Source organism: Actinoplanes sp. NPDC051405 (assembly GCF_055586185.1).
On the sequence record NZ_JBVJIR010000034.1, the window covers coordinates 40,196 to 57,352 of the forward strand.

The following is a 17,157-nucleotide window of genomic DNA, read 5'->3' on the forward strand; positions in this document are numbered from 1 at the left end:
GGCCGCGTCGATCGCGGCGCCCTGACGGCTCGGACTCGGCCTGGACGCGTTGCCCGTCGAGCCTGCGCCCGGCGACATCGACCTTGATGCCCTCCTCGGATACACCGGGAGCGAGTGTGGCTGAGCAGGACGGATTCGGTCCGGCAGTGACCGTTCGCTACGGGATGGTCGGGACCGAATAGCCGTTCGGCGAGCGGGGAGCCGGGGCGGGCGCCGGGTTGACGAACGGACCGCTCTGGCCCGCGCCTAGCACCAGCGTGTCGTCGTCGTCAGCCGGCATCACGAACTGCATCGGGTTCTGGTGGGCGGCCTTGAGCTGCTGGTGACGCCACTCCTGCAGGACCGTCTGGGCCACCTCGCGCTGCACGTCCACGATCTCCTGCACGAAGGCGTCGATCGAGGCGGTCTCCGCGGTGCGGCGGGCCTGGTTCTCGTACAGGGCCAGGTCCTGGCCGCCCTGCAGGTCGTCGGCGGCCACGTCATGGAAGGCCTCGTCCTTGCGCTCGCGCAGCCGGTCGTAGACGCTCGGGCTGCCGATACTCAGGAGGATCTTGAACAGCACCGGCAGCACCTCGAAGGCGGTCAGGAACAGGATCAGCACCAGGTGGGCCATGCTCAGCGTCGCGTTCGCGTCGGTCAGCCGGCTCATCGCGGTCATCCGGGCCAGCAGGCCCTCGTTGTTGCGTTCGGAGGCGGCGAACTCCGCCTGGGCGGCGTCGCGCGCCTCGATCGACTTCGCAAGCTCGGCCCGGGTGGCCTCCAGGTCCGTGCGAACCTGACCGAGGCTTCCGGTACGCGTACCGCGCGCGGCCGCCTCAGCCTGCGCGACGACCTCGGCCTGGGCGGCCCGTTCCCGCTTGAGCCGGTCCCGGTTGGCCTTCTTGAGCTGGTACGACGTGCCCTGTCCGGCCTTGCCGGTGCCGCACTTGCCGTCGTTCTCGCAGATGACCTGCTGCACAGCGTCCTGGTACTCCTTGTCGGCCGCGGCGTAGTCGGCGCGGGCCTTGGCCACGGCCGGGTTGCCGCTGACGTCGCCGCCCTTGTCCAGGTCGGCCTGCATGGCCGCCACCGACTCGGTGAGCTGGGGGATGCGGGCGAACCGCTCGTCGGTGGCCAGCTTGCGGGCGAAGGTGTCCTGGGCCTCACGCTGCATGACCTGCAGTTCGGCATTGATCTCGTCCTGGAAGATGCGCAGCGTCAGCGGGGTCGACACGACCAGGCCGATCAGGACGCCCAGCAGCACGCGCGGCGCGGCGAGCATCAGATTCTGCCCGATGGTCGCGCGGCGCTGGGTGCCCGAGATGAGCCAGCGGTCCAGGTTCATGATCGCCACACCCCAGGCGAGGGCGAGCACCACGGAGACGACCAGCGGCAGCCGCATCGCCATGTGCAGGGCGAAGCCGCAGGACAGCGCGCCCAGCATCGAGGTGGTGAGCACGGCGCCGCCGAGGCCGAGGTACTTGACGCGCTCACCGTACGGGCAGCTCCGGAGGATCTCGGGATCCGCGCCGGACAGCCAGATCAAGGGTGAGTTCATGGGTTGTGCCTTTCGATGTTGATGCGGTCGGTGTTCCGTGGGCGCCGGAACGACGGGAAGCGTGGTGGTGCGGAGCCGGCGAACCGCGGCGCGGCCGCGGGCAGCCGGGCCGCGACGGGATCCGGCAGGGCGGGCCGCTCGGCCAGGGGGATCGGCGAGGGCGGCCGGGCCGGCGGCGGTACGGGCGCACGGAAAGTCGCGTCCCCGGGCTCGCCCGCACCGGATCGCAACGACAGCGGGAAGCGCACCCGCACCGCGCCGAGCTGGGGCACCCGCAGCACCTCGATCCGCACGGTGCGGGCCTCGGCCACCCCGAACGGGCCGACGGCGTGCAGCACCACGGGACGGGGCCGGTCGATCGGCACCGCGACGCTGCCGTTGGCCGGCCCCGCGTCCCGGCCGTCGAGCAGGATCCGGTGCGCGAACCGCGTACGCCAGGAGACGGTGACGCTCTCACCGCTCAGCACGTAGCCGCGGTCGACACGCAACTCGTCGATGACCGGGTCACCGATCCACCGGCCGAGCGTGTGCACCCATGCGTCGGCCGCGGGCCGGGCCGTGCCGTCCTGCCAGCCGTGCTGGAAGGTCCGCGCGAAGAGGTCGTGCACCTCGGCGGGCAGGAGCCGCAGCGCGGCGGCATAGCGGTGCGCGAAAGCCGCCGAGCCGGCCAGGTGATGCTCCGGCCAGGTCCGGTTGCGCAGATAGCCGCCGATCACGCCGGGGCTCAGGTCCGGCAGGAAGTGGTACGGATGGTGCCCGGTCAGCACCTCGTGCAGGGCCACCGCCAGCGACCAGCGATCGGCGGCGGCGGTCGCGGCCTCGGGGTGCTCGCCGACGCCGTCGTACAGCTCGGGCGCGAGGTAGCCGGCAGCGGCACCGACGGCCAGCGGCAGGTGGCCCGCGTCCGACGCCATCGTCGCGGATTCCACCTCGGTGATCCGTACCCGGCGGCCGGCGACGTGCAGCAGCAGGGTGGACGCGTCCAGCCCGCCGTGCACCGCGCCGAGGCCGGCCAGGTCACCGGCCGCGGCGGCCAGCGCGTACGCCAGCTCGAAGCGGGTGCGCATCGGCTCCGCCGCGAGCAGGCCGGAGGTCAGCGCCTCGTGCAGCGACAGGTAGCCCTCGGCGTACGGGTCCGGGGCGAGCACCGCGTGTGTGCCGGGCCGGCCGGGCAGGTCCACCGTGCCGTGCCACACCGCGGCCGCCGCCAGCCCGTCCGGCAGCGGGTGGGTGAACGAGGCGAGCCGCCGGCAGAACTCGGCGGTGTGGGCGGCGTGCCGGTCCCCGAGCACCGGGAAGCCCAGCAGCAGCCCGGAAACCGGCCGGCCGTCCAGGCTCATGACCTGGTACCCGTACGTGCCGACGCCGCCCGGCCGGGGGCGGAAGCCGAGCGTGGCACCGACCATCGGCAGCCCGGGGCCGGCGCTGGTCCGGACCGTGCGTACGTTCACCGTCCGGGTGCTCATCGCAGCAGCACCGTGTGCCGCCGCCGGGAACGCAGCTCGGCGAGCCGGACCCACCACTCCTCGGCGAGGTCGGTGGGATCGTCCACCGCGGACAGCAGGACGCGCAGGTCGTCGGGGCAGACGACGTGGGCACCGGGGGAGACGAGGGCGAGCACGTCGACTGCGCCGGGCAGCCCGTCGGGGGTGTGGGCGAGGAACTGCTCGGCGAGATCGGCGAGTGCCACGGTCGCGCCGTCCGTGCGGGCCGCGGTGGGGCAGGGCACCCACAGGTCCCACGGCGGCGGGGTGCCGACCGGGATAACGCGTACCAGGTCGCAGCCGTAGACGACGGCCGCGAAGCCGTGGTCGTCACCGCCGGGTGCGGCGTCGACCCGGGCGATGGTCTGCGCGATCGCGTCGCCGACGAGCCGGCGTCCGCCCGGGTCGTCGCAGTAACCGGCGTCCACGGTGAAGACGACCAGGCGGTGCGCCGCGCGGGGCCGGGGTGGCCGGGCGCCGGTCACGGGAGCCTGCCCTCGGCGCGGACCGTGCGCAGGACCGGCAGGAAGCCGTGCCGGCGTACGGCGGCTTTGATCTGCCGGAAGCCGTCGCCGTACACCGGGTCGGGATCCCGCGCGATCGCCTCGCGCAGCAGTCGGGCCCGCGGGTCGCGTTGCCGTTCCAGCCAGCCGTCGGAGGCGAACTGGCTCAGCCCTTCGGCGATCGGCGGTGCCACGATGCCGAAGCCCCGCTGGACCATCCACGCGTGCATGCATTCGTGCGCCACCACGGCACCGAACTGCGGTGCGGGCAGGCCGGCGACGATCGCCAGGTCGACGACCTCCGCGTCGATCGACATCGTGCAGCCGGTCACGGTGCCGGCCGGGGCGCCGCTCATGGCCACCATCTCGCCCGTGGAGACCAGGCGTACCCGTACCGGGGTAGTCAGGCGCAGGCCGAGCCCGTGCAGGCCGGTACGGATCCGCGGCAGCAACGCCTTCACCCCGTCCTGGGTCACCACCGCGGTACGCGTACAGCGTGGACAGAGGCCGTCGGCGTCCGCGCCGGGCACGGCACAGGACCGGCAGGACGGCTCGGTGTGCCGGAGGCAGACCCGCTCACCCATCGGTGTCTCCCACCACGTGTCGCCGAGCGGGGCGTCGCACAGCCGGCACCCGTACGGATCAGGCCGGGATCCAGCCATGCGGCCCGCGCCTCCATCCGGTCTCGCGGGGCTGCCGGATGGGCACGGCGGCGGGGACCACCGGCATGGCCGCGATGCCGAGCCGGGAGCGCAGGTAGAAGACCCATTCCCGGGCCAGCGGACGCCCGGCCGGGTCGGCGCCGAGGCCCAGCTTCAGCAGCCGCAGGCCCTGGGTGTCCAGCACCGCCGACGCGCTGCGCCAGTCCCGGTTGAGGGACGAGCCCTTGCCGGGCACGAGGCAGCGCAGCACGAACAGCGCCAGCTTGTAGCGGTCGGTCGTGAAGCTCTGCCCACCCGAACGTTCCGGCGGATCCCAGTCCGGGCTGTGCTGCTGCTTGTTGACCGCGGCGCTGCCGTGCACCCGCGCCGCGTCACAGTCGACCAGCAGGACATCCGGCCGTGGCCGGAGCTGGTAGAGGACATTGCGGGCGGACACATCACCGTAAACGAGGTTGGCGCCGTGCAGGATCGACAGGATGTAGGAGAAGCGCTCGCAGATGCGCAGCCGGGTGTGCGGATCGCCGTCGGCCGGCACGTCGACCTCGCGGCGCCGGGCCACCGCCGCCTCGAAGATCAGGTGCTGGACCTCGCGGGGCACCTGGTCGCGGCGGCCGGACGGCAGGGCCATCTGCTCGAAGTAGCCGCCGGGAATCAGCTTCATCAGCACGCCCAGCGGTTCGTCGGCCGGACCGGCGACCGCGCACAGCGGCCACACGGTCATCTCGTCCAGCACGGCCCGGCGCTGGGCGGCCAGGCTGCGCCGGACGTCGACCAGCTTCTCCAGGCCGCCCAGCGACGCCCGCACGACGCTGAGGTTGTACTCCTTGAAGACCAGCTCACCCGGCTCGTCCACGAGCTGGAAATCGTCGAGCCGGTGGATCGTGCCGTTCGCTCCGGAGTTCAGCCGGGTCATCGGGCCCAGCGCCGACACCGGTACCGATCCCCGGCGACGGGTGGCGGCGCCCGGCCCGGCTGGGCTCATCGTGGTTCCTGCGGACTCGCCGGCCAGATCGCCACGACCGTACGGTCGTCGTCGTAGCTGCGCCGGCCGAAGCCGACCTGGTCGGCGAAGGCCAGCGGGGCCGGCGGCCGCTGCCACCACTCGGCGAGCTGCGCGGCGACCTCGCCGCGGGCCTCGGCGATCGGGTCGCCGGTGCCGTCGGTCATCAGCAGCAGGGTGGACCGGTGGTCCAGCATGTGCTCCTGGTACGGCAACGCGCCGGGGTCCCGGGGCACCTTGGGTAACGCGACGACCCGGGAGCTGCCGACCTCCTCGCCCTCGCCCTTGACGGCGGACAGGCTGGTCCAGGCGCCGTCCGGCGCGATCGCCCAGGCGGGGGAGTCGCCGGTCCACGCCACGTAGACGTGCCGCAGGCCGTGCCGCTGGTAACCGGTCTCGCAGACCAGGAAGGTGGCGGTCGTCGCCATCGCCGCGGCGACGTCCGTCTCGGTGGGAGCGTCCGTGGCGTACCGCTCGGGGTCGTATCGGCGCAGGCTGCGGGTGCCCTCGGTGAGGATCGTGGCGGCCAGGCCGGTGAAGATCTCGTGCCACGGCAGCTCGGCCGCTTCCGTACCGTCGTCGAGGCGGCGCACGACCTCCCGCGGACCGCGGCGCGCCACGAAGGACGCGGCCTCGTGGGACAGGTGACCCGCCGAGACGCCGTCGGCGACCACCGCCACCAGCCAGTCCTGTCCCGCCGTGACCGCGAAGCCGTAGGCGTCCTGGCGTGGGATGCCGTTCTGGCGGTGCGACAGGCCGCGAACGCTCGCCGCGCGGATCTCCAGATCACGGACCGAGCCGTGATCGACCGTGGTGTCCGGTGGGTGGGCGGGATCGGTGCGCAGCAGCGGGCGGACCTCGGCGTGGGCCCGGCCGGGATCGCCGATGGTCGCGGGTGGGTCGGCGACCGCCCGCGGGTCCTGCAGCGCGATGTCGACGTCGGATTCGATGGTCACGGTCAGCTCAGCCAGTCGTCGTCGACGTCGATGGTCGGCGGGAGCTGGCTCTTGTCCGGCAGGACGAAGCCCGAGTTGCCGTCCACCGCGCTCTGCCCCGAGGACAGCACCGACGAGATCAGGATCTCGGCCATCGCCTTGATCGCGGCGGCCGCGTCGGCGCCCGAGGTCATCGTGTAGAGCTTGCTCTTGCCGGGCGGATGCACGAGCTGGCGCATGGTGTCCTTGCTGGCATCGGCGACCCCGCAGGGCACGAGGACCGGGTACCACTTGAAGCCCTGGCCGGTCTCCTTGTCGTACGTGGTCAGCGCCGCGAAGTCGTTCTGCCAGCCCTCCATCGGCTCGCCGTCGCTGAGGAAGAAGACCGCCGGCCGGTGCACCTTGAAGCCGTCGGCCCGCAGCTGACCGATGTCCTGCTGCAACTGACTGCGCAGCAGCCGGAACGCCGCGCCGTAGTCGGTGCCGCCCCGCACGACCAGTTTCGGCAGGTAGTCCTGGCCGCTCATGTCGGACAGCGGCAGGACGACCTGGGCGTCGTCGGAGAAGTCGAGCAGGCCGAAACGGATCTTGTCGGCCAGGATCGGGTTCTTGGCCAGGGCGTCGGCCACCGACGGCAGAATCTCGTTGGCGGCGTCGATGTTGCGGCCGGCCATCGAGTACGAGACGTCGACGACCAGGTAGAACGGCAACAGGATTCCCTGTTCGGACATGGTTTCCTCCGTGCTGGGGGGTGCTCAGGACAGGGTCTGGACGATCTCGGCGATGCCCTGGGCGGCGCCGGCCACGGCACCGACCTCACCGGCGCCGACGGAAAGGTCCCGCAGCAGGGCGAGCAGGCGGTCCTTGCGTGGCCGCGGTTCGCCGGCCTCGGCGCGCAGGGCCAGCGCGGCCGCCTTGACCCGTTCAGGCTCGGCCAGCGCGGCGCGGTTGCGGTTGACGACCTCGAACAGCGCGGCGATCGCGGCGGTCAGCTGGTCGGCGGGGGTGCCGTACTGGTGCACCGTGCCGTTCGGGCCGATGACCTGGGTGCCGCCGCTGATGTGCTTGATCTCGACGTTCATCTCGGGCTCCTCGCTACGGGATGGCCGCGGGCGCCCACGGCGCCGCGGTGGGCTGACCCGGTACGGCGGCGGACGGCTGCTGCACGACGGTGCCGTTCGCGCCGATCACGGTGTTGCCATTGGTGATCGAGCCGATGCTGATGCTCTGGTTGACGATGCTGGTCTGCTGCCGGGTGAACTCGGAGGTGTCGATCCCGTGCGCGCTCAGGAAGTCGAAGATCGACTCCAGCATCGCCTGGCGCAGGATGCCCAGGTCACGGTCCTCGTCGGCGTACTGGAAGAGGCCGATCCGCTCCGCGCTGGCGGCATCCTCACGCAGCCCGCTGCCGGCGCCGTAGTCGTAGATGGGACTGCGCCGGGCCTGCTTGCGCTGCCGGTTGGCGGCTCGCGCCCGGCGGGCCGTGCCGCGCGCGCCGCGCAGCAGAGCACCGGGGCTGCGCAGCAGCTCCCCCAGCGTGCCGGTCACCGAGCGCAGCACCACCCGCCAGGCCACGTTGCTGGGCAGGTACGCCGCGACGCACAACTCGGCCCGCAGCGGCAGCAGTACAAAGGCGTGATGCTCGACGAACAGGTACGCGGCGGTCCGCTCGACCCGGACGAACACCTCGACGACCAGGTCACCGCCCCACGAGACCTTGCGCAGGCACAGGTACGTACGAGTCGTCGGCTGCGGCTGGTCGATCCCGGCGCGCAACGCGGCTGAGCTCACGGTGGTGAGCGGACGGTTCATCGGATCGGGATGCAGCCCCGGTACGGTGCCCGCCGCGGTGCCGGCCACGAACAGCCGGTTGTGCACGTCCAGTCCCGGAATGCCGGTGCGCCGGGCCGCCAGCGTCAGATCCTTGTGCAGGTCGGCGGCGGTGAACGGGCGGACGGCCGTACCCGCCCGCGCGGGCCGGGTGCAGTTGATGTTGAGCTTCCAGCGGGCCAGCAGGGACCCGGAGCCGACGAACGGCTCCCCGCCGGAGAAGACGACCACGTTCGAGGTCATCACCGAGGCCAGGTACGCCTCCGTCGCCCTGTCCAGCGGCGGTGCCAGGTCCCGGGGCTGGGCCGGATCGTCCCGTACGGCCAGCGCCCGGCGGTAACCGTCGAGGCGATGCACCAGCAGCACCGTGAAACCGGCGATCCAGCCGCCCAGCATCACCATGATCAGCAGGGGCACCGCCGCCTCGCCGCCGGCCACCAGCACCGGCAGGGCCAGGGCCAGCGTGCCCGCCAGCACCCCGGCGAGCAGGCCGCGCTGCCGCCGGTGCCGGGTCACGGCGAGATCGGCGTGCCGGGCCAGCGCCACCAGGTCCATCCCCGGGCTGGGCCCCAGGGCGTCCAGCGAGTCACCGGTGAGGACGCCGAGCACGTAGCCGGCGAACCCGTCGGAGAGGTGCACGGCCGAGCACAGGTAGCGGTCGGCGTACGAACCGGTGCTCGTGGTGGGGGTGGTCATGGGACCGGCACGGAACCCTTCGTCTATGCGTTCGTTAGCTGCAGAGAGAGAACTTAGGGACGCTCTGGCGCAGCTATGGCGCACGAGGATCGGGGGAACGGTTCGTGACGGGGGGCGACTCGGGGCGGCAGGGACGCTGCACAGCCGAGCTGCGCCGCCTGCTGGAAGGCCCGTACCGGTACGTCTGGCTGCGGTCGGTGAGCCGCGCGCACGGCGAGCAGATCAACTTCAGCGCGGTGGCGAAGGTGCTGGCCCGGACGGCTGAACTGGACCGCCCGGAGGGTGTGCACCACCGCGAGCTCCGCGATCGGGTGCGCCGCGCGCTGACGCACGACCGCCTGACGAACGACACCCTGGACCTGTTCATCCGGGCGTTCGGGATCCGCACCCCGGACGCCGAGCGGCTGTGGATCTTGCTGCTGGAACGGCCCGCGGTGCCGGAACCACGAACACCGCAGCACAGCGACAGCGGTGTCGAGATCGACGGCCGCTGACGCAAAAGGCCCCGCCGAGCTGCGCCGGGCAGCTCGGCGGGGCCTCCGCCGTCAGGGGTCAGGGCAGGTTGACGGGGCGCAGCACGCGGTCGACGGCGTGCGCGATCTGCCGGTTGCCGGCGTTGATGTTGAAGACGACGACGCGCGGGTCTTGAGCTTGGCGTTGTCGGCCTTCTTCTCGCCCGGCGTCCTGCCCGCCTTCGTCGCCTCCTTGGCCAGCTGCTGGAACGCGCCGTCGGTGGGCAGGAACGCGGTGTGGTCGAAGCCGCTCTTGTCTCTTGTCCTTCATCAGCGGACCTTCCTGTTCGAGCGGCGGGTCGTGACTGCTGTCACGACTACTGCTTCGCGCGGGAGGCCCTGGTGGATGCGGCGGACGACCGCCTTCTCGCCGGAACAATCCGGTGCCGCCGTTGGTTACGACAGTCAGCGCAGGTGGAAACCGGGCCTGAGAAGGTGATGAAGGCCATGGCTCAGCCGGACCGCACCTGAGACGATGCTTGTGGCAGTGGCCGGGGCACGCTACCTTTAGCGCAGTCGGGACCTGGACGTAGGCGGCACTACCCGCCCCTGGGAATCCCAAATCGGCCGAGTTTCAGACACCGGCCCCCTGTTTCTTTTTTCCGGCGCACGGGCTGTCGTCGATCTTCCGCAGCCGCGCCGACGCGTATCCGCGTACCTCAGATGAGGAGTAGTTCATGACAGAGCGTGACGTTCGCTCCGGCGAACGCCGTACCACCAGTGCCCGCCGCCGGCCCGCCGGCACCGGGCCCCGCAACCGCCCGGCCGATACCGGCCCCGGCGCCCCCGGCGCCGATGTCGCGGTCGACGGCCTGCTCGACATCGTCGACGACAAGGCCTGGCTGCGCGCCGACGGCTACCTGCCCGGCCCCGACGACATCGCGGTGTCCTCGGCCCAGGTCCGCAGCCACGGCCTGCGCCGCGGTGACCACGTCACCGGCATCGCGCACGTCCCGAGCGGCCGCAAGCCGGCCACCCTGGACGTCGTCACCATCAACGGCGAGGACCCGCTGCGGGCCACCCGCCGGCCTGATTTCTACCAGCTGACCGCCCTGTACCCGCAGGAGCGGTTGCGGCTCGCGACCGAGCCGCACGTCCTCACCACCCGGGTCATCGACCTGGTGATGCCCATCGGCAAGGGGCAGCGCGCGCTGATCGTGTCGCCGCCCAAGGCCGGCAAGACGATGGTGCTGCAGGCGATCGCCAACGCGATCACCCACAACAATCCCGAGGTGCACCTGATGGTCGTGCTCGTGGACGAGCGGCCCGAAGAGGTCACCGACATGCAGCGCTCGGTGCAGGGCGAGGTCATCGCGGCCACCTTCGACCGGCCGCCGACGGATCACACCGCACTGGCCGAGCTGGCCATCGAGCGGGCCAAGCGCCTGGTCGAGACCGGCCGCGACGTGGTCGTGCTGCTGGACTCCATCACCCGGCTGGGCCGGTCGTACAACCTGGCCGCGCCGGGCCGCGGCCGCACGATGTCCGGCGGCCTGGACTCCACGGCGCTGTACCCGCCAAAGCGCTTCCTCGGCGCCGCCCGCAACATCGAGCACGGCGGCTCGCTGACCATCATCGCGACCGCGCTGGTCGACACCGGGTCGGCGATGGACACCGTCATCTTCGAGGAGTTCAAGAGCACCGGTAACGCCGAGCTCAAGCTCGACCGTTCGCTCGCCGAGTCCCGGCTGTTCCCGGCGATCGACGTGACCGGCTCGGGCACCCGGCACGACGAGGCGCTGGTGGCGCCGGCGGAGCTGGCCCTGATGCACCAACTCCGCCGGGCACTCGGTGGTGAGGACCGCAAGCAGAGCATGCGGCAGTTGCTCGACCACCTCAAGGCGACCAGCACGAACGCCGAGTTCCTGCGTCGCGCGACACGAAATTAAGGCAGGTCGACCGGGCGCAGCACGCGGTCGATGGCGTGCGCGATCTGCTTGTTGCCCTTGTTGATGTCGAAGGCGGCGACCCGCGGGTTGCGGTCGTTGCGGTCGGCGTCGATCAGCGCCACCTTCTTGCTCCGCCACCAGGACCGGTAGACGTCGACGGTGATCGTCGCGCCCGCGGCGGTGGTGAGCCTGGCGCCGTCGGCCTTCAGCGCGGCCTTGCGGTCGATCGTGGCCCCCGGTACGACGTGGTAGAGCAGCACCGCCTCGACGGTGTTGATGCCCAGGCCGGCGACCGTGGTGAACGCCGCCTTCTCGGAGGGCAGCCGGCGGGACTTGCTGACCTCCTTGGCGAGCTGACGGAACGCACCGTCGGTGGGCACGAAGGCGGTCAGGGCGACCGTACCGTCGGTGAGGACCTTGACCGGGCTCGCGGGCTTGGCGTCCAGCACGGCCAGCACGGCCGCGGTGAGCACGTCGAAGTCCTTGGAGTTGCGGTCGAAGCCGCTCTTGTCCGCGGTGAGCACGGCGGCGAGCGACTTGGTGCCGAGCGGTTTGGTCTTGCCGTGGGCCTGCGCGGGCGCCCCGAGAGCAGCGGTGGCGAGAACGGTGGCCGTGGCCCCTGCGGCGATGCGGGTGGCCAGTCGAGCGATGTTCATCAACACGCCTTTCGTCATCCGTACCGGTCGGCGGCGAGTGCCGCCTCCTGGTGTTCGCCCACGATCGGGGCGCTGGATGCACGTGGCGCTCAGCGGTCCAGGAATTCACCCAGCAGCCGCTGCCAGGCGGCCGGCTGGTCGAGGTGCGCGTCGTGGCCCGAGTCCGGGATCGTCACCAGTTCGACGTCGGGACGCAGCTCGAGCATGCGCGCGACCTCCTCGTCCGGGATCCGGCTCTCCGCGCCGCGGACCAGCAGTGTCGGCACGCGGAGCCGCTGCCAGCTCTCCCATTGCGCGGTCGCGGCGACCTCGCGGATGGCGGCCTCCATGATGTCGGCGTCGAAGCGCGGCCAGTAGCCGTCCGGTCGGTGCTCCAGCTCCTCGGCCCAGGCGCGGGCCAGTGAGCCTTCCCCCAAAAACTCGACCGCGGCCGTACGGGACGGGAACGGCACCGGCCAGGAGGCGAACCACTTGCCCAGCCGGCCGGGGTAGTCGTCCTCGCTGCCGCCGACCCCGCCCTCCAGCATGATCAGCCGGCCGACCAGCTCCGGATGCCACGCCGCGGTCAGCATCGCGGTGTGGGCGCCCATCGACTGGCCGGCCAGAGCCACCGGGCCACCACCGGCCAGCGTCTCTATGACCTTGACCACGTCGGCCACGTAAGCCGCGCGGGAGACGTCGGCCGGCCGCCGGAGGCTGTGACCGTGGCCGCGCTGGTCCGGGGCGATGACCAGGTGTCCGGGCCGGGCCACCGCCAGCTCCTGTGCGCTGCCGGCGAGGCCGTGCAGGAGCACCAGCGGCGGACCGTCCGCATCGGAGACCAGACAGGACAGATGATCAACCATGACACGCCGCATGTCCCCATCATCGGTTCGCCGCACCGGGGTCCGCACACCGGACTTTCGGGCAGCTAACCTCCGCGCTACGGACAATTCAGCTCACGGCAGAGCGAAGTCGCTGGTCGTCGACCATTTCGGCGTGCCAGGCTCTGCTGGTGAACTCAGACCCCGCCACAGTGCCCGCCCGGGTGTACACCGCCGAGCAGACGGATGCCGGATGGCGTTCCATGTCCCTGCTGGTCCGGCATGTGCAGCGGGGTGGTCACCCGGTCGCCGTGACACCGACGGTCGAGCTGGAGGCCGAGGAGAAGCAGTACGGCTCCTTCCTGGTCGACGCGTCCGCGTACTTCTCCACCAAGGTGGACTATTCGAGCAGCATCTTCGCCAGCGGCGGGCTGTTCTTCACCGGGCACAGCGCCGAGCAGAGCAGCGAGGCCCGGGCAGGCTGGAGCGACGGTGAGCGGCGGGCCGCGACCGTCACCAGTCAGCGGCTGCTGGTCGGCGACACGGCTTACGACTTCCGCTCGCTGATCATGATCCAGCCCAACCCGCTCGACTGGTCGGTCAACCTCTACTTCCAGGGCGCCCAGCCGATCATGCTGCGCGGGCCGTGGGTGCCGTGGATGACCGTGGTCATGTGCGCCGAGCTCTACGGCTCGCCCTGGCCGCCCGGGCACGCGCCGGAGATGGACATCCCGATCAAGGACATGTGCGAAAACGCGCAATAGCGCGGGCGCGGCCCGGGAAATCCTGTCACGCTGAGGCCCGTGTATGACTACGACGTGTTGGTCCTGGGCTCCGGGCCCAGCGGTCAGAAGGCCGCCATCGCCGCCGCCAAGCTGGGCAGGCGGGTCGCCATCGTCGACCGTCGCGACATGCTCGGCGGAGTGTGCATCAACACCGGCACAGTGCCCTCCAAGACCCTGCGCGAGGCCGTGCTCTACCTGACCGGCCTGAGCCAGCGGGACCTGTACGGCAGCAGCTACCGGGTCAAGGAGCAGATCACGGTCAGCGACCTCGCGGCGCGGACCCAGCACGTGATCACCCGGCAGACCGACGTCATCCGCAATCAGCTGGCCCGCAACCACATCGCCATGCTCACCGGCACCGGCCGCTTCGCCGACCCGCACGCGATCTGGCTCGATGGCGGCACCGGGCACGACGCCAAGGTCAGCGCCGACAAGATCATCATCGCCGCGGGCACCCGGCCGGCCCGGCCGGACAGCGTCGACTTCGACGACCGGACCATCGTCGACTCGGACGGCGTGATCAACCTGGAGGCCGTGCCGCGCAGCATGGTGGTGGTCGGCGCCGGGGTGATCGGCATGGAGTACGCCTCCATGTTCGCCGCCCTGGGCACCAAGGTCACCGTGGTCGAGCGGCGCGACAAGATGCTCGACTTCTGCGACGAGGAGATCGTCGAGTCGCTGAAGTACCACCTGCGCGACCTGTCGGTGACGTTCCGGTTCGGCGAGGAGGTCGCCGCCGTCGAGCGTCACCAGACCGCCGCCCTGTGCATCCTCAAGAGCGGCAAGAAGATCGTCGCCGACACGGTGATGTATTCGGCCGGTCGCCAGGGGCAGACCGACGACCTGGCCCTCGAGGCTGCCGGGCTGAGCGCGGACAAGCGCGGCCGGATCGACGTCGACACCAACTACCGCACCGCGGTCGACAACATCTATGCGGTCGGGGACGTCATCGGCTTCCCGGCGCTCGCCTCGACGTCGATGGAGCAGGGCCGGCTCGCGGCCCAGCACGCGTGCGGCGAGCCGGCGCGCGAGATGCACGAGTTGCAGCCGATCGGCATCTACACGATTCCGGAGATCAGCTTCGTCGGGAAGACCGAGGACGAGCTGACCGACAGCGCGACCCCGTTCGAGGTGGGCATCGCCCGCTATCGCGAGCTGGCCCGCGGGCAGATCGTCGGTGACTCGTACGGGATGCTGAAGCTGCTCGTCTCCCCGGACGACGGCCGGCTGCTGGGCGTGCACGTCTTCGGCACCGCGGCCACCGACATCGTGCACATCGGCCAGGCCGTGATGGGCTGCGGCGGCACGGTGGACTACCTGGTCGACGCGGTGTTCAACTACCCGACCCTGTCGGAGGCGTACAAGGTGGCGGCCCTGGACGCCAGCAACAAGATTCGCAACATCACGAGAATCGACGGCTAATAGACCCAGACCCGGGTGTCGACCGGGATCTTGTCGTTGGTCCACAGCCAGTTCATCGCGGCGATGGACACCCGTGCGCAGCCGTGCGACGCCGGGTACGGCGGCACACTGTTCGCCCCGTGCACGGCGATGCCGCCGTTGAAGTACTTCGGCCGCCAGAGCAGACCCAGCGGTGCGTGCCGCCAGCCGTCGATCTGCCGCGACACCCGGAACTTGCCGCTGGGGGTGTCGGCCAGGAACGTCGCGCCGTTCTGCTCGTAGTGCTCCATCGAGCCGGTCGAGGTGTTGAAGACGTGGCTGACGGTGCCGTTGTCGACCAGCATCAGCAGCTGACGCTTGAGGTTGATCTCGATGACCCGGCCGTTCTTGCTCTTCGCCTTGGGCCGTACGCCCTGGTCCAGGGCTTTCTGGGTCTTGGGTCCGACGACGCCGTCGCGGTTGAGGCCCGCCGCCTTCTGCAGCGCGTAGACCGCCTGCTGGGTCCGGCCGCCGAAGGTGCCGTCGGCCTTGCCGTTCCAGTAACCGAGGTCGGTGAGGCGCTGTTGCAGCGCGACGACCCGGGCGCCCTTGACGCCGGTCTTCAGCTTCTGCGGCTTCGGCGGGGCGGTCGGCTTCGGGCTCGGCGACGTTGAGGGCTCCGGCTCGGCGGACGGGGGCGCGGTCGTGGGGGTCGAGGCCGGGGCCGTCGAGGGGACGGAGGTGGGCGCCGCGGCCTGCTCGGAGCCGCCGGTGTCGCACCCGGCGGCCAGCGTGACGAGGGCCGCCACCGTCGTCGCGTACGTCAGAGCTCTTCGCATGGTCACAGGCGAAAACTTCTCAGTGCGGCCAGCGCGCCGTCAAGCGCGGCCTCCAGCGGGGCGATGGAGTCGCGGGCCTGCATCAGCAGCAGCCCGCCCTGCAACGCGGCGAAGACCGCCACGCCCAGCCGCTCCGGATCGGCGTCGGCGCGCAGCTTGCCCTGCTCGCTCATCCGGCGCAGGCCGGCGGTCAGGTACGCGCACCAGCGCTCGGCGTGTCCGTTGACCTCGGCGGCCCGCTCGGGGTCGTGGACCAGCAGGTCGGTGACCATCGAGCTGATCGCGCAGCAATTGTGGGTCTGCGACGCGTAGTGCTCGACCACCGCGTCCCGCCACGCGTCCCAGTCCTCCCAGGTGTCGAGCGTGTCCAGCCAGGGGCGCTGCGCGGCCAGGACCCGTTCCATCTGGAAGGCGGCGATGGCGCTGACCAGCTCGCTCTTGCCGCCGGGGAAGTAGTGGAAGAGCTGGCTCTTGCTGGTCGCGGTGCCGGCCCGGATGTCGTCGAGGCTGGTCCCGTTCACCCCGCGGGCCAGCACGAGGTCGGTCGCGGCCTCGACGATCCGCCCGCGGGTCGCCGCGCCCTTGGCGGTCAGTCGGGTCATGAGCACCACACTAGCTCTCTGGACCCAGCGGTCCAATCTTGTGCTAGCTTCTGGACTATACGGTCCAATCAAAGGAGTCGGCATGCGACTGCAGGGGAAGACGGCGCTCGTCACGGGGGCCACCAGCAACATCGGCCGGGCGATCGCTGTCGCGTACGCGGCGGAGGGCGCCCACGTCGTCGTCTCGGGGCGGAGCAAGGAGCGTGGTGAGCAGGTCATCGCGGACATCCGGGCGGCCGGCGGCCGGGCCGACTTCGTCCAGGCCGACCTGGACGGCTCCGCGCGGGTGTCGCACGCCCTCGCCGAGGAGGCCGGGCGCCTGTTGGGTGGCCGGATCGACATCCTGGTCAACAACGCCGGGATCTTCCCCGGCGACAGCACCGCGGCCACCGACGAGGAGACCTTCGACCGGGTGTACGCGGTCAACGTCAAAGCGCCGTACTTCCTGACCGGTGCCGTCGCGCCCGCGATGGCTGCCCGGGGCGACGGCGTGATCATCAACCTGGGCTCCTGGGTGGCCCGGCTCGGCCTGGGCATCGGCACGCTGTACGCGTCCACCAAGGGCGCGGTCGAGACGCTGACCCGGGCGTGGTCCGCCGAGTACGGGCCGGCCGGCGTACGCGTCAATGCGATCTCGCCCGGAGTGATCCGGACGCCGGACCTGGACCCGGCGGTCCCGCACCCGGGGGAGGTCATGATGCGCGGCACCCCGGCCGGCGGCAGCGGGGCGCCGGAGGCGATCGCCCACGCGGCCGTCTACCTGGCGAGCGACGAGTCGGCGTTCGTGCACGGCACGGTGATCGACGTCGACGGCGGCCGGATCGGCGCCGCGGTCATCGCCGCCTGACGGGTTTGAGAACGATCGTTCTTGACTCGATCCGCACGCGGCTGTCGACCTGATCGAGCAGGCGTTGTGACGGGCGCGGGGGGGGGGGGGGGGGGGGGGGGGGGGGGGGGGGGGGGGGGGGGGGGGGGGGGGGGGGGGGGGGGGGGGGGGGGGGTGGTGGGGGGGTGGGGGGGGGGGGGGGCAGGGGGGGGGGGTGG

18 protein-coding genes and 1 pseudogene are annotated in these 17,157 nt (G+C 71.6%); 5 read left to right on the top strand and 14 right to left on the bottom strand.

Annotated elements, in window-relative coordinates; translation table 11 throughout:
* Positions 1-157: 157 nt before the first annotated feature.
* The 9 genes from ACZ6S4_RS43130 to ACZ6S4_RS43170 are packed head-to-tail and all read right to left on the bottom strand — an operon-like array spanning position 158 to position 8,647.
* Positions 158-1,537, bottom strand: a complete 1,380-nt coding sequence (locus tag ACZ6S4_RS43130) for a DUF4407 domain-containing protein (protein ID WP_465480428.1) — start codon at positions 1,535-1,537, stop codon at positions 158-160.
* A complete protein-coding gene (locus ACZ6S4_RS43135) occupies positions 1,534-3,003 on the bottom strand; it encodes a serine/threonine-protein kinase (RefSeq protein ID WP_465480429.1) in 1,470 nt (489 codons plus the stop codon). Before ACZ6S4_RS43135 ends, ACZ6S4_RS43130 begins: the two co-directional genes overlap by 4 nt.
* The gene (locus ACZ6S4_RS43140) at positions 3,000-3,506 is read right to left on the bottom strand and encodes a hypothetical protein (RefSeq protein ID WP_465480430.1); all 507 of its coding nucleotides are present in this window, start codon (positions 3,504-3,506) and stop codon (positions 3,000-3,002) included. Before ACZ6S4_RS43140 ends, ACZ6S4_RS43135 begins: the two co-directional genes overlap by 4 nt.
* Complete coding sequence (locus ACZ6S4_RS43145; protein WP_465480431.1) at positions 3,503-4,186, bottom strand: protein DA1; 684 nt, start codon at positions 4,184-4,186, stop codon at positions 3,503-3,505. Before ACZ6S4_RS43145 ends, ACZ6S4_RS43140 begins: the two co-directional genes overlap by 4 nt.
* Positions 4,167-5,168, bottom strand: coding sequence for a hypothetical protein (locus ACZ6S4_RS43150; RefSeq protein WP_465480432.1), 1,002 nt, complete (start codon positions 5,166-5,168; stop codon positions 4,167-4,169). Before ACZ6S4_RS43150 ends, ACZ6S4_RS43145 begins: the two co-directional genes overlap by 20 nt.
* The gene (locus tag ACZ6S4_RS43155; protein ID WP_465480433.1) at positions 5,165-6,142 is read right to left on the bottom strand and encodes a protein phosphatase 2C domain-containing protein; all 978 of its coding nucleotides are present in this window, start codon (positions 6,140-6,142) and stop codon (positions 5,165-5,167) included. The genes ACZ6S4_RS43150 and ACZ6S4_RS43155 overlap by 4 nt, the downstream gene beginning before the upstream one ends.
* Before the next feature lie 2 nt (positions 6,143-6,144).
* Positions 6,145-6,852, bottom strand: a complete 708-nt coding sequence (locus tag ACZ6S4_RS43160; RefSeq protein WP_465480434.1) for a vWA domain-containing protein — start codon at positions 6,850-6,852, stop codon at positions 6,145-6,147.
* Positions 6,853-6,876: 24 nt separating this feature from the next.
* The gene (locus ACZ6S4_RS43165; protein ID WP_465480435.1) at positions 6,877-7,203 is read right to left on the bottom strand and encodes a hypothetical protein; all 327 of its coding nucleotides are present in this window, start codon (positions 7,201-7,203) and stop codon (positions 6,877-6,879) included.
* Between the two features lie 13 nt (positions 7,204-7,216).
* Complete coding sequence (locus ACZ6S4_RS43170) at positions 7,217-8,647, bottom strand: hypothetical protein (protein WP_465480436.1); 1,431 nt, start codon at positions 8,645-8,647, stop codon at positions 7,217-7,219.
* A gap of 104 nt (positions 8,648-8,751) precedes the next feature.
* Here ACZ6S4_RS43170 and ACZ6S4_RS43175 point away from each other — a divergent pair, with 104 nt between their 5' ends.
* Complete coding sequence (locus ACZ6S4_RS43175; protein ID WP_465480437.1) at positions 8,752-9,141, top strand: hypothetical protein; 390 nt, start codon at positions 8,752-8,754, stop codon at positions 9,139-9,141.
* A gap of 58 nt (positions 9,142-9,199) precedes the next feature.
* Here ACZ6S4_RS43175 and ACZ6S4_RS43180 read toward each other — a convergent pair whose 3' ends face one another.
* Positions 9,200-9,430, bottom strand: coding sequence for a hypothetical protein (locus tag ACZ6S4_RS43180; RefSeq protein WP_465480438.1), 231 nt, complete (start codon positions 9,428-9,430; stop codon positions 9,200-9,202).
* A gap of 412 nt (positions 9,431-9,842) precedes the next feature.
* Here ACZ6S4_RS43180 and rho point away from each other — a divergent pair.
* Positions 9,843-11,048, top strand: a pseudogene (gene rho, locus ACZ6S4_RS43185) (transcription termination factor Rho); the annotation flags it as partial.
* On the opposite strand, the gene ACZ6S4_RS43190 reads toward rho, so the two are convergent.
* Positions 11,045-11,704: a fasciclin domain-containing protein gene (locus ACZ6S4_RS43190; RefSeq protein ID WP_465480439.1), complete on the bottom strand. Its 660-nt coding sequence runs from the start codon at positions 11,702-11,704 to the stop codon at positions 11,045-11,047. The pseudogene rho and the gene ACZ6S4_RS43190 sit on opposite strands and share 4 nt — an antisense overlap.
* An 89-nt stretch (positions 11,705-11,793) precedes the next feature.
* Positions 11,794-12,561 carry an alpha/beta fold hydrolase gene (locus tag ACZ6S4_RS43195; RefSeq protein WP_465480440.1) on the bottom strand — a complete coding sequence of 256 codons (768 nt, stop codon included), beginning with the start codon at positions 12,559-12,561 and terminating at the stop codon, positions 11,794-11,796.
* A gap of 137 nt (positions 12,562-12,698) precedes the next feature.
* On the opposite strand from ACZ6S4_RS43195, the gene ACZ6S4_RS43200 reads away from it, so the two are divergent.
* Together ACZ6S4_RS43200 and sthA are read left to right on the top strand one after the other, a co-directional pair.
* Entirely contained in the window at positions 12,699-13,271 is a 573-nt protein-coding gene (locus ACZ6S4_RS43200; RefSeq protein ID WP_465480441.1) for a hypothetical protein, read from the top strand.
* 39 nt (positions 13,272-13,310) lie between these two features.
* Entirely contained in the window at positions 13,311-14,714 is a 1,404-nt protein-coding gene (gene sthA / locus ACZ6S4_RS43205; protein WP_465480442.1) for a Si-specific NAD(P)(+) transhydrogenase, read from the top strand.
* Here the strand turns inward: sthA and ACZ6S4_RS43210 are convergent.
* Entirely contained in the window at positions 14,711-15,511 is an 801-nt protein-coding gene (locus ACZ6S4_RS43210) for a L,D-transpeptidase family protein (RefSeq protein ID WP_465480443.1), read from the bottom strand. The two genes, sthA and ACZ6S4_RS43210, sit on opposite strands and share 4 nt — an antisense overlap.
* Positions 15,512-15,513: 2 nt before the next feature.
* Positions 15,514-16,113, bottom strand: coding sequence for a TetR/AcrR family transcriptional regulator (locus ACZ6S4_RS43215; protein WP_465480444.1), 600 nt, complete (start codon positions 16,111-16,113; stop codon positions 15,514-15,516).
* Positions 16,114-16,195: 82 nt separating this feature from the next.
* On the opposite strand from ACZ6S4_RS43215, the gene ACZ6S4_RS43220 reads away from it, so the two are divergent.
* A complete protein-coding gene (locus ACZ6S4_RS43220; protein WP_465480445.1) occupies positions 16,196-16,960 on the top strand; it encodes an SDR family NAD(P)-dependent oxidoreductase in 765 nt (254 codons plus the stop codon).
* Positions 16,961-17,157 lie beyond the last annotated feature (197 nt).

Bases quoted from the DNA above. Each gene is read 5' to 3' on its own strand.
- ACZ6S4_RS43135 (WP_465480429.1), bottom strand. From the start codon at position 3,003: ATGAGCACCCGGACGGTGAACGTACGCACGGTCCGGACCAGCGCCGGC.
- ACZ6S4_RS43180 (WP_465480438.1), bottom strand. From the start codon at position 9,430: ATGAAGGACAAGAGACAAGAGCGGCTTCGACCACACCGCGTTCCTGCC.
- ACZ6S4_RS43165 (WP_465480435.1), bottom strand. From the start codon at position 7,203: ATGAACGTCGAGATCAAGCACATCAGCGGCGGCACCCAGGTCATCGGC.
- ACZ6S4_RS43145 (WP_465480431.1), bottom strand. From the start codon at position 4,186: ATGGCTGGATCCCGGCCTGATCCGTACGGGTGCCGGCTGTGCGACGCC.
- ACZ6S4_RS43190 (WP_465480439.1), bottom strand. From the start codon at position 11,704: ATGAACATCGCTCGACTGGCCACCCGCATCGCCGCAGGGGCCACGGCC.
- ACZ6S4_RS43170 (WP_465480436.1), bottom strand. From the start codon at position 8,647: ATGACCACCCCCACCACGAGCACCGGTTCGTACGCCGACCGCTACCTG.
- ACZ6S4_RS43130 (WP_465480428.1), bottom strand. From the start codon at position 1,537: ATGAACTCACCCTTGATCTGGCTGTCCGGCGCGGATCCCGAGATCCTC.
- ACZ6S4_RS43210 (WP_465480443.1), bottom strand. From the start codon at position 15,511: ATGCGAAGAGCTCTGACGTACGCGACGACGGTGGCGGCCCTCGTCACG.
- ACZ6S4_RS43160 (WP_465480434.1), bottom strand. From the start codon at position 6,852: ATGTCCGAACAGGGAATCCTGTTGCCGTTCTACCTGGTCGTCGACGTC.
- ACZ6S4_RS43220 (WP_465480445.1), top strand. From the start codon at position 16,196: ATGCGACTGCAGGGGAAGACGGCGCTCGTCACGGGGGCCACCAGCAAC.
- ACZ6S4_RS43195 (WP_465480440.1), bottom strand. From the start codon at position 12,561: ATGCGGCGTGTCATGGTTGATCATCTGTCCTGTCTGGTCTCCGATGCG.
- ACZ6S4_RS43150 (WP_465480432.1), bottom strand. From the start codon at position 5,168: ATGAGCCCAGCCGGGCCGGGCGCCGCCACCCGTCGCCGGGGATCGGTA.
- ACZ6S4_RS43215 (WP_465480444.1), bottom strand. From the start codon at position 16,113: ATGACCCGACTGACCGCCAAGGGCGCGGCGACCCGCGGGCGGATCGTC.